Here is a 14,094-nt window from a genome sequence, read left to right as displayed (position 1 = left end):
GGCGGCCGGCCCCGGACCCCGCACAGGGCGGGGTCCGGGAGAGACGGACGCACGGCGGCCCAAGAGGTCCTGTGGGCTTGCGGCGGATGCCGCTGGTCGGGGAAGAGAGGCCCCCCCGGCCGTACTACTTGCTCTCGGGAGCCTCGGCGCCGACCTTCGCCTCGTCCTTGGACAGGCTCAGCGGCTTCTCGTCGGCGTCCGTGCCCTCGGCGGCCTCGACCACGTCGTCCTCCGACTCGTCCTCGGCGGGACGGCCGTTGATGATCGCCTCGTACTCGAGCGGCTCCAGGACCGCGGCGATGGCGCCCTTGGTGTAGTGCGCCACCACACCGGGAGCGACCTCGAGCTCGACCGTCTCATCGTTGATCGCCTTGACCAGCGCGTACATGCCGCCGATGGTCCGGACACCCGAACCCGGCTGCAGCGCGGACTGCATGGTCTGCATCTGCGCCTGCCGCTTCTTCTGCGAGCGGAACATCAGGAAGATCGCGAGGAGCGGGAGGACAAGAATGATGTATTGAGACACAGCCAGGGTCCTTAGTCGGTCACCGGTCAGGTGGCCAGTGCGTGTACGTCGGCCCGTCGGGCGAGAGGGGCGGTCCGGCGGAGTCTAGGCGACCCGCACTCAACGGACAACGCCAAGCATGCCAGTGCGGCGCCGAAAGTGGCGACCCTTGGCATGGACATAAACCCCCGATAAGGCAGCCCGGTCAGGCCTGGCCGTCCGCCCACAGTTCGGGCTGCGCCCCGCGCGGCGCCCGGGCCGGCTGCGGCGGAGTGAGACCCAGGTGCTGCCAGGCCGCCGCCGTCGCGATCCGCCCGCGCGGGGTGCGCGCGAGCAGCCCTTCCCTTACCAGGAAGGGCTCGGCGACCTCCTCGACGGTCTCGGACTCCTCCCCGACGGCGACCGCCAGGGTGGACAGGCCGACCGGTCCGCCGCCGAAGAGCTTCAGCAGCGCCTCCAGCACCGCGCGGTCCAGCCGGTCCAGTCCGCGCGCGTCAACCTCGTACACCTCGAGCGCCCGGGCGGCGATTTCCCGGGTGATCAGACCGTCGTGACGGACTTGGGCAAAATCCCTCACCCGGCGCAACAACCGGTTGGCGATGCGGGGCGTGCCACGGGAGCGGCCGGCGATCTCCGCCGCGCCCGCCGGGTCGATCTCGACGTCCAGCAGCCCCGCCGAACGGTGGACCACCCGCTCCAGCTCGGCGGGCGCGTAGAACTCCATGTGGCCGGTGAAACCGAACCGGTCGCGCAGCGGCGGCGGCAGCAGACCGGCCCGGGTGGTCGCCCCGACCAGCGTGAACGGCGGCAGCTCCAGCGGGATCGCGGTCGCCCCCGGCCCCTTGCCGACGATCACGTCGACCCGGAAGTCCTCCATCGCCATGTACAGCATTTCCTCGGCGGGCCGGGACATCCGGTGGATCTCGTCGAGGAACAGCACCTCGCCCTCGGTCAGCGAGGACAGGATCGCCGCCAGGTCGCCGGCGTGCTGGATCGCCGGGCCGGAGGTGATCCGGATCGGCGCGTTCAGCTCCGCCGCGATGATCATCGACAGCGTGGTCTTGCCCAGCCCGGGCGGGCCGCTCAGCAGCACGTGGTCCGGCGCCGCGCCGCGCTGACGGGCCGCCTGCAGCACCAGCGACAGCTGCTCACGCACCCGCTCCTGACCGATGAACTCCTCGAGCATCCTCGGCCGCAGCGCCGCCTCCACCGCCTGGTCCTCGCCGTCGGCGGACGCCGTCACCAGGCGGTCAACGGGCTCGGACTCGTACGGATTCATCGGAAAACGGCTCCCCATCGGCTGGTCGTCGGTCGTGTCGATTGTCGACTTGGTGACGGATCGTCAGATTGCTTTGACGCCGGTCAGCGGGCGCGGTTCAGCCCGCGCAGCGCGAGGCGCAGCAGCGCGCCCACGTCCGGCGTGCCCTGCGCGTCGGCGTCCGGCGTCACCCGGGCCACCGCCTCGTCCGCCTCCCGCGGAGCGTAGCCCAGGCCCACCAGCGCCGAATGCAGCTGCTCGTGCCACGGCGCCGGGCCGGTCGCGACCGGCTTCTGCGCCGGCACCGTCCCGTGCGGGGCGCCCAACTTGTCCTTGTACTCCAGCAGCAGCTTCGCCGCCTTCGCCTTGCCGATCCCCGGCACCGCGATCAGCGCCTTCTCGTCACCGCCCGCCACCGCGACCCGCAGCGCCTCCGGCGAGTGCACCCCCAGGATCGCCTGCGCCAGCTTCGGCCCCACGCCCGGCGCCGCCTGCAGCACCTCGAACGTCGCGCGCTCGTCGTCGTCCGCGAAACCGAACAGCGTCAGCGAGTCCTCACGGACCACGAGAGACGTCGCCAGCCGGGCCACCTCCCCCACCCGCAGGGTGGCCAGCGTGTTCGGCGTGCACTGCACCGCCATCCCCACTCCCCCGACCTCCACCACGGCCACCCCGGCCCCCACCACCGCGACGGGCCCCTGCACAAAGGCGATCACGTGACGTCGTTCCTTTCCTTGCTGTACTCGGCACCCGTCAGGGGCGCGTGGAAGTGCGCGACCGGCCAGGCACTCTGCCGTACGCCGCCCGGGGTGCAACTGGCTGCTGCTCGGGCGGATCTTGCCCGATGCCGTCTTCCGCTTCGCGCGGTTCCCCGCGCCCCTGACTGCGCACCCCTCCGCCGCTGTGCCACTTGCCGCTCTCGTGCGCGCGGATGGCCGCCGTCAGGCGGTTGGTGGTGCCGCCGCGCCAGATGTGGCAGATGGCGAGGGCGAGGGCGTCCGCCGCGTCGGCGGGCTTGGGTGGGGCGTCGAGCCGGAGGAGGCGGGTGACCATGGCGGTGACCTGGGCCTTGTCGGCCCGGCCGGAGCCGGTGACGGCGGCCTTGACCTCGCTGGGGGTGTGCAGGGTGACCGGGATCCCGCGGCGGGTCGCGCACAGGACGGCGACGGCCGAGGCCTGCGCGGTGCCCATCACCGTGCGGACGTTGTGCTGCGCGAAGACCCGCTCGACGGCGACGAGTTCGGGCGAGTAGCGGTCGAGCCACTCCTCCAGCCCGCGTTCGACGGCGAGCAGTCGCGGCCCGAGGTCGTCCCCCGGCGGCGTCCGTACGACGCCGACGCCGAGCATCGTCAACTGCCGCCCGGGCAGCCCCTCGACGACTCCGACGCCGCACCTGGTCAGCCCAGGGTCCACACCCAGTACTCGCACGAGCCCTGCCCCACCTCTCTCCGACCCGGGAAGGCTACCCCTGGCCACGGACAACCGTCCCCGGACACGCTTCCGCCCGGCGGCCGCGAGCAGCCACCGGGCGGGGAAAGCGGAGCGGGACTCAGGCGTCCAGCTCGGCCATGATCTCGTCCGAGACGTCGAAGTTGGCGAAGACGTTCTGCACGTCGTCGCTGTCCTCCAGCGCGTCGATCAGCTTGAAGATCTTGCGGGCGCCGTCGGCGTCCAGCTCGACCTGCATGCTGGGAACGAAGTTGGCGTCGGCGGAGTCGTAGTCGATACCCGCGTCGACCAGGGCGGTGCGGACCGCGACCATGTCGGTGGCCTCGGACATCACCTCGAAGGCCTCGCCGAGGTCGTTGACCTCTTCGGCGCCGGCGTCCAGCACGACGTCCAGGATCTTGTCCTCGTCCACGCCGTCGGCCTTGGGGACGATGACGACGCCCTTGCGGTTGAACAGGTAGGACACCGAGCCCGGGTCCGCCATGTTGCCGCCGTTGCGGGTCATCGCGACGCGGACGTCGGAGGCCGCGCGGTTGCGGTTGTCGGTGAGGCACTCGATCAGGACGGCCACGCCGTTCGGGCCGTAGCCCTCGTACATGATCGTCGAGTAGTCGGCGCCGCCGGCCTCCGCACCGGAGCCGCGCTTGACGGCCCGGTTGATGTTGTCGATCGGGACGGAGCTCTTCTTCGCCTTCTGGATGGCGTCGTAGAGCGTCGGGTTGCCCGCGGGGTCGCCGCCGCCGGTACGAGCCGCCACCTCGATGTTCTTGATCATCTTGGCGAAGAGCTTGCCGCGCTTGGCGTCGATCGCGGCCTTCTTGTGCTTGGTGGTAGCCCACTTAGAGTGGCCGGACATCGCCAGCTCCTTTTCGTCGCCAATGGGAAATGAACAGGGGAGATCTTACCGGTGCCGCACGGGGAGGTGGCACACGGTCACCACGTCGCGCCTAGCGCGCGGCGGCCTCGACCATGCGGACGAAGTACTCGTGGACGCGGTGGTCGCCGGTCAGCTCCGGGTGGAAGGAGGTGGCCAGCAGGTTGCCCTGGCGGACCGCCACGATTCGGGCGTCCGGGCCGTCGGCGGCCGGCACCTCGGCCAGCACCTCGACGCCCGCGCCGACCGACTCGACCCAGGGGGCGCGGATGAAGACGCCGGTGACCGGCTCGGCCATGCCGGCGAACGGGATGGCGGTCTCGAAGGACTCGTTCTGCCGGCCGAAGGCGTTCCGGCGGACCGTCATGTCGATGCCGCCGACGGTCTCCTGGTCGTCGCGGCCGTCCAGGATCTTGTCCGCCAGCATGATCATGCCGGCGCAGGTGCCGTAGACCGGCATGCCGGCCCGGACCCGCTCGCGCAGCGGGTCCATCACGTCGAACAGCACGGCCAGCTTGGAGATGGTGGTGGACTCTCCGCCGGGCATCACCAGGGCGTCGACCTCGGCGAGCTCCTCGGGGCGGCGGACCGGCCGGGCCAGCGCGTCGGCGGCGGCCAGCGCCACCAGGTGCTCACGGACGTCGCCCTGCAGGGCGAGGACACCGATGGTGGGGGTGCTCACGGTTTGTCACTACCTCTTCATCTCGAACTACGGGCCGCAAAAGCCCACGGAGCGGCCCGCCGCGCCGATTGCTCGCGCGGCGGGCCGGAGCCGGGAGGCACGGGCCGGGCAGGCCCGCGAGTCTTACCAGCCGCGGTTGGCGTAGCGCTCGGACTCCGGCAGGGTGTCGCAGTTGATGCCGACCATGGCCTCGCCCAGGTTGCGGGAGGCGTCCGCGATGATCTTCGGGTCGTCGAAGAAGGTGGTGGCCTTCACGATGGCGGCGGCGCGCTTGGCCGGGTCGCCCGACTTGAAGATGCCGGAGCCGACGAACACGCCCTCGGCGCCCAGCTGACGCATCAGCGCGGCGTCGGCCGGGGTGGCGACGCCACCGGCGGAGAACAGCACGACCGGCAGCTTGCCGAGCTCGGCGACCTCGCGGACCAGCTCGTACGGGGCGCGCAGCTCCTTGGCGGCGGCGTACAGCTCGTTGTTGTCGAAGCCGCGCAGCTTGGCGATCTCGTTCTTGATCTGGCGCAGGTGGCGGACGGCCTCGACCACGTTGCCGGTGCCGGCCTCGCCCTTGGAGCGGATCATGGCCGCGCCCTCGGCGATGCGGCGCAGGGCCTCGCCCAGGTTGGTGGCGCCGCAGACGAAGGGGGTCGTGAAGGCCCACTTGTCGGAGTGGTTGATCTCGTCGGCCGGGGTCAGCACCTCGGACTCGTCGATGTAGTCGACGCCGAGCGACTGCAGGACCTGGGCCTCGACGAAGTGGCCGATGCGGGACTTGGCCATCACGGGGATGGAGACCGCGTCGATGATCTCTTCGATCATGTTCGGGTCGGACATCCGGGCCACGCCACCGTCCTTGCGGATGTCGGCGGGCACGCGCTCCAGGGCCATCACGGCGACCGCGCCGGCGTCCTCGGCGATCTTCGCCTGCTCGGCGTTGACCACATCCATGATCACACCGCCCTTGAGCTGCTCGGCCATGCCGCGCTTGACCCGGGCGGTACCGATCTGCGGCTGGTCTGCGGTGGTGGGGGTGGTGGACACGTAAGACCTCACTCAGAGATGAACCGGTGCTATCGACCTATCGTAGGCCCGAGGGGGTCCGGACCCATACGCCACATGGTCCAGCGCCAAACACGGCATACGACAAACAGGCCAGAGCACGACGGGCGGGTAACAGTGGGGGTATCAGCGCCACCCAGCCTACGCGGGAGCCCCCTCCGGGGTGAGCGCGGTCGGCGGTTCGTCGTCCATTTCGAAGGCCATCGGGAACGGCGCCCGGCCCGCCAGCCGGAAGTAGCGCACCAGCCGGTGCTCGCGCACCGCGCGGGCCGCCCGCACCGCGTCGTTGTGGAAACGCCGCGCCATCGGCACCCGGCGCACCGCCTCCACCAGGTCGCGCACCGCCTCCTCGCCGCCGGGCGCCGCCCGCAGCGCCGCCACCTGCGCCGGCTCGTCCAGCACGGCGCGCAGCGCGATGCTCAGCTCGCTCTCGGCCACCTCGCGCTGCTCGTCCTGCGCCTGCCGCGCCCCGTGCGCGGCCTCCAGCAGCAGGATCGACGCGGCCGGGTCGAGCAGCGAGGAGGTGGCCAGTTCCATCGCCACCGAGGCCCGGCGCAGCAACTGGGCGTCCAGCGAGGCCCGGGCCGCGTCGATCCGGGCATGCAGGCGGTCGAGCCTGCCCGCCGTCCAGCTCAGGTAGACGGCGAACAGTACGACGGCCGCGAGGCCCCAGATCCAGTTAGTCACGGGGCGTTACGGTACCCGGCTCAGCCGCCGAAGACCGCCGAGCGGTAGGAGTCCGAGTCGGTCTCGGTGACCGACACGGCCGCCTGCACCGCCCCCGGATCCGCCCCCAGGTACTCGGGCAGCGCGGCCACCGCCGCCTCGGCGAGCGCCGCCTTGGCCTGCGCCGAACGCCCCGGGAAGATCTCGAACTCGATCACCACCAGCGCGAACGTCTCGGCGTCCGCGCCGACCACCGCCTCCTCGGTCCGCCGGAAACGGGTCTTGCAGGCCTCCGGCTTGGCGTCGATCAGCTTCACCGCAAGCCTGTTCAGGGCCAGCCCGAAGCCGCGCCGGTCCAGGCAGTCGGCGAGCCGGTCGGTGTAGTCGACGGTGATCAGCGGCATGGTGGTACCTCTCGCGAGCAGGGTGGTTCAACGACCAAGACGCGAACGCCAGCCGGACGGTTCGGCCTCGGCGACCGGCGGACGACCGTCCGTGACCGTCTCGTACACCGACAGCACCTCCGCGCCGACGGTCTCCCAGTCGAAACGCCGCACGTGCCGGGACGCGGCCTCGCGCAGCGCCGCCAGCCGTTCCGGACTGCCGAGCAGTTTGACCGCGGCGGCGGCCAGCGCGTCCGCGTCCTCCACCGGGAACAGTTCACCGGCCGCGCCGCCGTCCAGCACCTGGCGGAACGCGTCCAGGTCACTGGCCAGCACCGGCGCACCCGCCGACATCGCCTCGACCAGGATGATGCCGAACGACTCGCCGCCGGTGTTCGGCGCCACGTACAGGTCGACACTGCGCAGCAGCCGGGCCTTGTCCCGGTCGGAGACCATGCCGAGGAACTCGATCTGGGCCCGCACCTCGGCGGGCAGACCGGCCACCGCCTCCTCCTCGTCGCCCTTGCCGGCCACCAGCAGCCGCACCCCGGGGCGCTCGGCGAGGATCCGCGGCAGCGCCGCCAGCAGCGTCGGCAGGCCCTTGCGGGGCTCGTTGATCCGGCCGATGAAGCCGATGGTGCCCGGCCCGCCGTCGGCCGCGCCGCCCTGCCACTTCGGGTCCGGCTCGGCGTCCGCGAAGAACCGCACGTCCACACCGTTCGGAATCACCACCGCGTCGCCGCCCAGGTGCTCCACCAGGGTGCGCCGCGCGTACTCCGACACCGCGATCCGGCCCGACATCTTCTCCAGGCCCGGCTGCAGGATCGGCGAGGCCGCCAGCATCGCCCGCGAGCGCGGGTTCGAGGTGTGGAACGTCCCGACCATCGGCCCGGACGCCGCCCAGGCCGCCAGCATCGACAGCGACGGCGAGTTCGGCTCGTGCACGTGCAGCACGTCGAACCGGCCCTCGCGCAGCCAGCGCCGCACCCGCGCCGCCGACAGAATGCCGAAACTCAGCCGCGCCACCGACCCGTTGTACGGCACCGCGACCGCCCGCCCCGCGGACACCACGTACGGCGGCAGCGCCTCCTCGTCCTCCGCCGGAGCCAGCACCGACACCTCGTGACCGAGCCGGATCAGATGCTCCGCCAAGTCCCGGATGTGGAACTGCACACCGCCCGGCACGTCCCAGTCGTACGGGCAGACCACGCCGATCCTCACGACTCGGCCCTCCGCGGCCTCAGATCCGACAGCCACAGCTTCTGCAGCATGTGCCAGTCCACCGCGTGCTCACGGATCGACTCCGCCCACACATCGGCCATCGCCTGCGTCATCACCGCGACCTGCTCCTGCCGCTCCCCCTCGCCGGACGGCACCACCTCCGGGTGCACCTCCGCACGCAGCATCGGCCCGTCGTACCAGAGCGTCACCGGGAACAGCGCCGCACCCGTACGCTGCGCGAGCGCCGCCGGGCCGGCCGGCATCCGGGTCGGCTCGCCGAAGAAGTCCACCTGGATCCCGGCATCCGACAGATCCCGGTCACCGACCAGGCACACCAACTTGCCCTCGCGCAGCCGCCGCGCCAGCGTCCCCACCACCGACACGCTGGAGCCGGTCAGCGCCAGCACCTCCATGCCGAGGCTCTCCCGGTACGCCACGAAACGGTCGAACAGCGACTCCGGCTTCAACCGCTCCGCGACCGTGGTGAACGGGAACCCGCCCGCCGACGCGATCCACGCGCCCGCCAGGTCCCAGTTCGCCATGTGCGGCAGCGCCAGCACCGCGCCGCGCCCCGCCGCCATCGCCTCGTTCAGCTGATCCAGGTTCTTCACCGTTATCGCCTGCGAGACCCGCTCCCGGCTCCAGGTCGGCAGCCGGAACGACTCCATCCAGTACCGCATGTACGACCGCATCCCGGCCCGGGACAACTCCCGCAGCAGGGCCGCGTCCGCACCCGGCCGGACCCGGGCCAGGTTGGCCTCCAACTGCCGGACCCCCTTGCCCTGCCGCCGCCACGCCACATCGGCAATGGTGTTGAACAGGCCGCGGGCCATCGGCTCCGGCAGATGCTTCAGCCCCGCCCAGCCGGCCGCGTAGGCCGCGTCGACCAACCGCTCCTTCATTCGCCCCCCTTGACGGCGCCCGCCGCCTCCAGCTCCGCCGACTCCCGGCGCACCGTCAGCATCCGCTGCGCCACCGTCACCAGGCTGCCCACCGCGACCACCCACAGGGCGACCGGCAGCAGCCACTCGATGTACGGCACCCCGAACTTGTGCAGACCCGCGAAACCGGCCGCCACCAGGCTGATCACCAGCCGCTCGGCCCGCTCCACCAGCCCCGACACGTTCACCGGGAAGCCCAGCGACTCACCGCGCGCCTTCGTGTACGACACCACCTGGCCGCTGGCCAGACAGAACATCGCCACCGCGCACAGCACGTTGTTGTCGCCCTTGCCGGCGTACCACATCGCCAGACCGCCGAAGATCGCCGCATCGGCGACCCGGTCGAGCGTGGAGTCCAGGAACGCACCCCACTTGCTGGACCGGCCCGCCTGGCGGGCCATGTTGCCGTCCACCAGGTCGGAGAAAATGAAAAGGGTGATGGTGACCGTGCCCCAGAAGAACTCCCCGCGCGGGAAGAACACCAAGGCACCGGCCACCGAACCGGCCGTTCCGATCAGCGTGACAGCATCCGGACTGACACCCCACCGCAGCAGCATCGCCGCGAACGGGGTGAGGACACGTGTGAAGAAGCCACGCGCGTACTTGTTGAGCATGGCCTTCCGGTCCGCTCCGCTCTTCGGATTGGCACCCGCGAGCCGCTTGCCCGCCGGGCGGCCGCGCGGATGGCCCCGCCCGGCTGGACAATGGTATCCACGCTGATCGAGCGGCAGGAGGCCAGCCATGCCGGACCGGACAGCCCACTCCCCCACTACGCCCGCCGACCGACCCGGCCGGCTCCGCAACCTCGCCCTGGTCGGGGCGGCCGGAGCCGGCAAGACCACCCTCGCAGAAGCCCTCGCCGTCACCGCCGGCGCCCTGACCAGGCCCGGAACCGTCCCCGACGGCACCACCGCCGCCGACTGGGAGGACATCGAGCACCAACAGCAGCGCTCCGTCCAGTTCGCGCTGCTCCCGCTCCCCTGGCAGGACCTCACCGTCAACGTGCTCGACACCCCCGGCTACGCCGACTTCGCCGGCGAACTCCACGCCGCCCTGCGCGCCGCCGAAGCCGCCGTGTTCGTCCACTCCGCCGCCGACGAGACCGTCGCCCGCCCCGTCCAGGCCCTGTGGCAGCAGTGCGAGGCCGCCCACCTGCCGCGCGCCCTCGCCCTCACCCACCTCAACACCACCCGGGTCCGCCTCGACGACGTCCTGCGGATGCTCCAGGACACCCTCGGCACCCCCGACACCGTCCGCCCGCTCCACCACCCCGACCTGCGCGACGGCCACCTGCACGGCACCACCGAGCTGCTCACCGGCCGCACCTACGGCCACCCCGATGACCCCGGCGACCTCACCGCCGAACGCGCCCGCCTGGTCGAAGCCCTGGCCGGCGAGGACGACGCCCTGATGCAGCGCTACCTCGACGGCGCCGACCTCGACACCGCCGCCCTCACCGCCGGACTCCGCCGCGAATTCCTCGCCGGCACCCTGCACCCCGTCCTCGCCACCGCCCCCGACGGCACCGGCTGCGACGCCCTCCTCGACCTGGTCGCCACCGCCTTCCCCACCCCCGCCGACCGCGCCGACGACCTCCCCGCCGCCGACCCCGACGCCCCCTTCACCGCCCAGGTCGTCCAGACCGGCGAGGACCCCTACCTCGGCCGCCTCAGCCTGCTGCGGATCTTCACCGGCACGCTGCGCCCCGACACCACCGCCCACCTCCCCGACGGCACCGACGAGCGCCTCACCGCCCTGCACAGCCCCTTCGGCCACCAGCTGCGCCCCGTCCCGCAGGCCGTCGCCGGCGACCTCGTCACCGTCGCGAAACTCGGCACCGCCCGCACCGGCGACACCCTCGGCACCGACCACACCGTGCTACCGCCCTGGCCGCTGCCCGAAGCCCTGCTGCCCACCGCCGTCCAGGCCCGTTCCAAGGCCGACGAGGACAAGCTCTCCCAGGCCCTCGGCCGGCTCACCGCCCAGGACCCGGCACTGCGCGTCGAACAGAACCCCGACACCCACCAGCTCGTCCTGTGGTGCACCGGCGAGGCCCACCTCGCCGTCACCCTCGACCGGCTCGCCGGCCGGCACGGCGTTCACGTCGAGACCGTCCCCTACGAGGTCGCCCTGCGCGAGACCTTCGCCGCCCCCGCCAGCGGCCACGGCCGGCACGTCAAACAGTCCGGCGGCCACGGCCAGTACGCGATCTGCGACCTCACCGTGGAACCCCTGCCCGGCGGCGGCTTCGAATTCGTCGACCAGGTCGTCGGCGGCTCCGTCCCGCGCAACTTCATCCCGTCCGTCGAGAAAGGCGTCCGCGCCCAACTCGCCCACGGCCTGCACGGCCACCCGATGACCGACGTCCGGGTCACCCTCACCGACGGCAAGGCGCACTCCGTCGACTCCTCCGACGCCGCCTTCCAGACCGCCGCCGCACTCGCCCTCAAGGAAGCCGCCGACCACACCGACGTACGGGTCCTGGAACCCGTCGACGAAGTCCGGGTGCTGCTCCCCGACGAGTACCAGGGCGCCGTCCTCACCGACCTGTCCGCCCGCCGCGGCCACGTCCTCGGCACCGAGATCGGCGGACCGGGACTCAGCCTGGTCCGCGCCGAAGTCCCCGAACTCGAACTCACCCGCTACTCGCTCGACCTGCGCTCGCTGTCGCACGGAACCGGCCAGTTCACCCGCAGCTACCTGCGCCACGCCCCGATGCCCACGCACCTCGCGGCCCAGCTCGCCACGACGGGGTGACGGCTCAGGAACGGCGCGGCAGCGCGCATGCCTTGGTGCCGCCGGGCATCTGGTGCCGGTGCCGCGCCACCCAGCGGTACGCCACCTCCGCGAGCGGCCGCACCGGGGCCAGCGCCAGCAGGCCGCCCGCCCAGGCCCACAGCCCGCCCGACCGCATCAACAGCCGCGCCACCGCCTGCGCGCCGCCGTACACCTTGCGGTCCGGCGTGATCCACAACACCTCGCGGGTGGCCCGCTCCTCCGTCACCTGCCCGCCGGTGAACTCCGACAGCGCGTCCAGATCCGCGAACTGGAACGCCACCGCCTCCCACCCGGCCGAGGACAGGCTCTGCCGCGGGTAGCGCTCGGCCCACCGCACACAGCTCGAGCAGAACGCGCAATCACCGTCGAAAACCAGCACCGGCTCCGGTGCGAAGGCACTCGTCATGGCGCGATCCTAAACCCGTGCGTCGAAGTCCCCGCTGCGGGGCAACATCTCCCCGAAACCGGCTTTCGCGGCCGAGATGTGACCCAGGATCAGTTGATGATCCGCACGGGCAGGCCGCTACGCGGTAACCTGCCGCAGACCATCAGGGGAGGAGGAGCTGCTCAGGTGACTCAGCTCGACATGACGCCGGGCGCACAGGTACCACGGACGGACGTCGGTCATCAGACCGCGGTCACCCAGGCGTTCTCCTCCGCCGCCTACCGCACCGGCGACTACAACGAACTGGAAGCGCTCGCCGGAGTCTCGGTCAAGCCGGGCAAGTTCGCCCTGTTCCGGCCAAGTGCCGGCGAGGCGTTCAGCCGCGCCCTGATCGACCGCACCCTCGGTGGCGGCCGCAAACCGATAGTGCCCTCGCACGGCACCGATGTCCGCATGGTCGTCGAGCACTGCCTCGCCGCCCAGGACCTGCGCGAGGCCCGCGACCGCCGGCTCGCCACCCTCACCGCGGTCTGCGGCCTGCTCTTCCTGCCCGGCACGCTGGTCTGGCTCGCCGCGTACCAGGCCCGCGCCTGGCTCGGCACCAAGAAGTCCGCCGCCAAGGACGGGCTGATCGGCACGCTCGCCCTGCTGGTCGCCGCCGGTCTCACCGTGTTTCTGGCGATCCGCCCGCCGGCCCACGGCCTGCTCGGCCTGTACTGCCGTGTGGTGATGATCGGCCCGGTCCTCGGCTGGTACCTCGCCAGGCGCACCGTGATCACCTCCGTGATGCAGCAGCGCGCCCGCTGGGGCGACCTGGTCGGCGGCAGCGCGGTGGCCGCGATCGTCCCCAAGGCCGTCCCCAAGGACGACCTCGACAAGAAGGCCAACGAGCTCCGGGCCGGCCTCGAGCGCCTCTCCCGCGAACAGAACACCAACGTCCAGCACTACGCCGGCCCCAAGGGCATCCTCGGCATCGGCGCCCGCTGGGCCGAGTGGTCGCTGCGCGAGGACCTCCGCCCCGCCGAGGGCCACCCCGACTTCCGCACCTTCCACGTCTGGGACCTCGCCCGCCGGATCACCGACCGCCTCGGCGCCCTCAGCGGCAGCGACGTCCCCAACGGCGGCCTGCCCAAGCCGCAGATCAGCCACTGGGTGGTACTCGACACCGGCGAGGGCGCCGACGAGATCGGCCGCCCCTCCGGCGCCGAGATGGACGGCGACCGGATGCGCGACTTCGCCGTCTCCGAACTCGCCAACAAGCAGAGCGTCGGCAACGACACCCGGCACCGCATCGCCGTCCAATTCGTGCTCCACAAGGGCCAGTTGGTCACCACCGTGGTGGTCAGCATCATGGTCCTCTCGCACAGCCTCCAGGTCACCGCCACCGCGCACGCGCTCGGCCCGATCGCCGGCTACTTCGGCTCCAAGCCCAAGACCCCGGAGAAGGACGTCCCCAAGACCCTCCGGTTCTGGGAGAACCGCACCGTCCAACTCCCCGTCGTCACCGACGACGAGATCGTCCGGCAGGCCGTCCGCGCCCCGTTCCACAAGATCCCCAGCCTGCAGAAGTGGCTCGGCGGCTCCATCGGCCTCCCCGAACCCCTGTGTCTGCGCCAGGCCTGGGCCGACCCGGCCTGGAACAGCCGCTTCAAGTCCGACGACGCGCTGTACATCCCCACCCCCGTGGTCGGCCTTATCCACGCCGCCGTAGTCGAGTTCCTCGACGAGCACGACGTCGCCACCGACCGGATCGCCGGCCGCTCCAACATCATCCGCGCCGAAATGCAGGGCACCCGCCCGTTCCGCGCCGACAAGTACGACGCCGGATAACCCCGGACACACAGACGGCAGGGGCCGTGCGGGAATTGCTCCCGCACGGCCCCTGCCGTTCGTCCCTCA

At 71.8% G+C, this 14,094-nt stretch carries 15 protein-coding genes; 2 read left to right on the top strand and 13 right to left on the bottom strand.

From position 1 onward, the window contains the following. Nucleotides 1-124: 124 nt before the first annotated feature. From yajC to pgsA, 12 genes are all read right to left on the bottom strand, one after another. Nucleotides 125-526, bottom strand: a complete 402-nt coding sequence (yajC, locus tag ACFYST_RS12335) for a preprotein translocase subunit YajC (protein WP_387642930.1) — start codon at nt 524-526, stop codon at nt 125-127. 184 nt (nt 527-710) lie between these two features. Next, on the bottom strand, nt 711-1,784 hold the full coding sequence (gene ruvB / locus ACFYST_RS12330) for a Holliday junction branch migration DNA helicase RuvB (RefSeq protein WP_387642931.1): 1,074 nt from the start codon (nt 1,782-1,784) through the stop codon (nt 711-713). Nucleotides 1,785-1,867: 83 nt separating this feature from the next. Beyond that, nucleotides 1,868-2,479, bottom strand: coding sequence for a Holliday junction branch migration protein RuvA (gene ruvA, locus ACFYST_RS12325; RefSeq protein ID WP_387642932.1), 612 nt, complete (start codon nt 2,477-2,479; stop codon nt 1,868-1,870). Nucleotides 2,480-2,516: 37 nt separating this feature from the next. Then, nucleotides 2,517-3,191, bottom strand: coding sequence for a crossover junction endodeoxyribonuclease RuvC (ruvC, locus tag ACFYST_RS12320; RefSeq protein ID WP_387861603.1), 675 nt, complete (start codon nt 3,189-3,191; stop codon nt 2,517-2,519). Nucleotides 3,192-3,312: 121 nt separating this feature from the next. Further along, nucleotides 3,313-4,068, bottom strand: a complete 756-nt coding sequence (locus ACFYST_RS12315) for a YebC/PmpR family DNA-binding transcriptional regulator (protein WP_014134592.1) — start codon at nt 4,066-4,068, stop codon at nt 3,313-3,315. Nucleotides 4,069-4,159: 91 nt separating this feature from the next. Continuing rightward, nucleotides 4,160-4,768: a pyridoxal 5'-phosphate synthase glutaminase subunit PdxT gene (gene pdxT / locus ACFYST_RS12310; RefSeq protein WP_387642934.1), complete on the bottom strand. Its 609-nt coding sequence runs from the start codon at nt 4,766-4,768 to the stop codon at nt 4,160-4,162. A gap of 123 nt (nt 4,769-4,891) precedes the next feature. Continuing rightward, complete coding sequence (gene pdxS / locus ACFYST_RS12305) at nt 4,892-5,803, bottom strand: pyridoxal 5'-phosphate synthase lyase subunit PdxS (protein WP_073817016.1); 912 nt, start codon at nt 5,801-5,803, stop codon at nt 4,892-4,894. Nucleotides 5,804-5,962: 159 nt separating this feature from the next. Continuing rightward, the gene (locus ACFYST_RS12300) at nt 5,963-6,508 is read right to left on the bottom strand and encodes a hypothetical protein (RefSeq protein ID WP_387642935.1); all 546 of its coding nucleotides are present in this window, start codon (nt 6,506-6,508) and stop codon (nt 5,963-5,965) included. Between the two features lie 20 nt (nt 6,509-6,528). Next, nucleotides 6,529-6,891 (bottom strand): isomerase, encoded by a 363-nt coding sequence (locus ACFYST_RS12295; RefSeq protein WP_387642936.1) that lies wholly within the window; start codon nt 6,889-6,891, stop codon nt 6,529-6,531. Between the two features lie 27 nt (nt 6,892-6,918). Further along, nucleotides 6,919-8,091, bottom strand: a complete 1,173-nt coding sequence (locus ACFYST_RS12290) for a glycosyltransferase family 4 protein (protein ID WP_387861602.1) — start codon at nt 8,089-8,091, stop codon at nt 6,919-6,921. Next, complete coding sequence (locus ACFYST_RS12285) at nt 8,088-8,993, bottom strand: phosphatidylinositol mannoside acyltransferase (RefSeq protein WP_387642938.1); 906 nt, start codon at nt 8,991-8,993, stop codon at nt 8,088-8,090. The genes ACFYST_RS12290 and ACFYST_RS12285 overlap by 4 nt, the downstream gene beginning before the upstream one ends. Further along, complete coding sequence (gene pgsA / locus ACFYST_RS12280; protein ID WP_387643041.1) at nt 8,990-9,646, bottom strand: phosphatidylinositol phosphate synthase; 657 nt, start codon at nt 9,644-9,646, stop codon at nt 8,990-8,992. The genes ACFYST_RS12285 and pgsA overlap by 4 nt, the downstream gene beginning before the upstream one ends. A 127-nt stretch (nt 9,647-9,773) precedes the next feature. On the opposite strand from pgsA, the gene ACFYST_RS12275 reads away from it, so the two are divergent. Then, on the top strand, nt 9,774-11,789 hold the full coding sequence (locus tag ACFYST_RS12275) for an elongation factor G (protein ID WP_387861600.1): 2,016 nt from the start codon (nt 9,774-9,776) through the stop codon (nt 11,787-11,789). Between the two features lie 4 nt (nt 11,790-11,793). Here the strand turns inward: ACFYST_RS12275 and ACFYST_RS12270 are convergent, their stop codons facing one another. Continuing rightward, nucleotides 11,794-12,216 carry a thiol-disulfide oxidoreductase DCC family protein gene (locus ACFYST_RS12270; protein ID WP_387642940.1) on the bottom strand — a complete coding sequence of 141 codons (423 nt, stop codon included), beginning with the start codon at nt 12,214-12,216 and terminating at the stop codon, nt 11,794-11,796. A gap of 165 nt (nt 12,217-12,381) precedes the next feature. On the opposite strand from ACFYST_RS12270, the gene ACFYST_RS12265 reads away from it, so the two are divergent. Continuing rightward, nucleotides 12,382-14,025, top strand: a complete 1,644-nt coding sequence (locus tag ACFYST_RS12265; RefSeq protein ID WP_387642941.1) for a hypothetical protein — start codon at nt 12,382-12,384, stop codon at nt 14,023-14,025. Nucleotides 14,026-14,094 lie beyond the last annotated feature (69 nt).

Source organism: Kitasatospora sp. NPDC004614 (assembly GCF_042873675.1).
In the GTDB taxonomy this organism is placed as follows: Bacteria; Actinomycetota; Actinomycetes; order Streptomycetales; family Streptomycetaceae; genus Kitasatospora.
This window is presented reverse-complemented; position numbering and strand designations above follow the sequence as displayed.

What these genes read in the sequence shown, in the direction of transcription:
- ACFYST_RS12270 (WP_387642940.1), bottom strand. Translation starts at nt 12,216, where the DNA reads ATGACGAGTGCCTTCGCACCGGAGCCGGTGCTGGTTTTCGACGGTGAT.
- ACFYST_RS12315 (WP_014134592.1), bottom strand. Translation starts at nt 4,068, where the DNA reads ATGTCCGGCCACTCTAAGTGGGCTACCACCAAGCACAAGAAGGCCGCG.
- ACFYST_RS12285 (WP_387642938.1), bottom strand. Translation starts at nt 8,993, where the DNA reads ATGAAGGAGCGGTTGGTCGACGCGGCCTACGCGGCCGGCTGGGCGGGG.
- ACFYST_RS12275 (WP_387861600.1), top strand. Translation starts at nt 9,774, where the DNA reads ATGCCGGACCGGACAGCCCACTCCCCCACTACGCCCGCCGACCGACCC.
- ruvB (WP_387642931.1), bottom strand. Translation starts at nt 1,784, where the DNA reads ATGAATCCGTACGAGTCCGAGCCCGTTGACCGCCTGGTGACGGCGTCC.
- pgsA (WP_387643041.1), bottom strand. Translation starts at nt 9,646, where the DNA reads ATGCTCAACAAGTACGCGCGTGGCTTCTTCACACGTGTCCTCACCCCG.
- ACFYST_RS12295 (WP_387642936.1), bottom strand. Translation starts at nt 6,891, where the DNA reads ATGCCGCTGATCACCGTCGACTACACCGACCGGCTCGCCGACTGCCTG.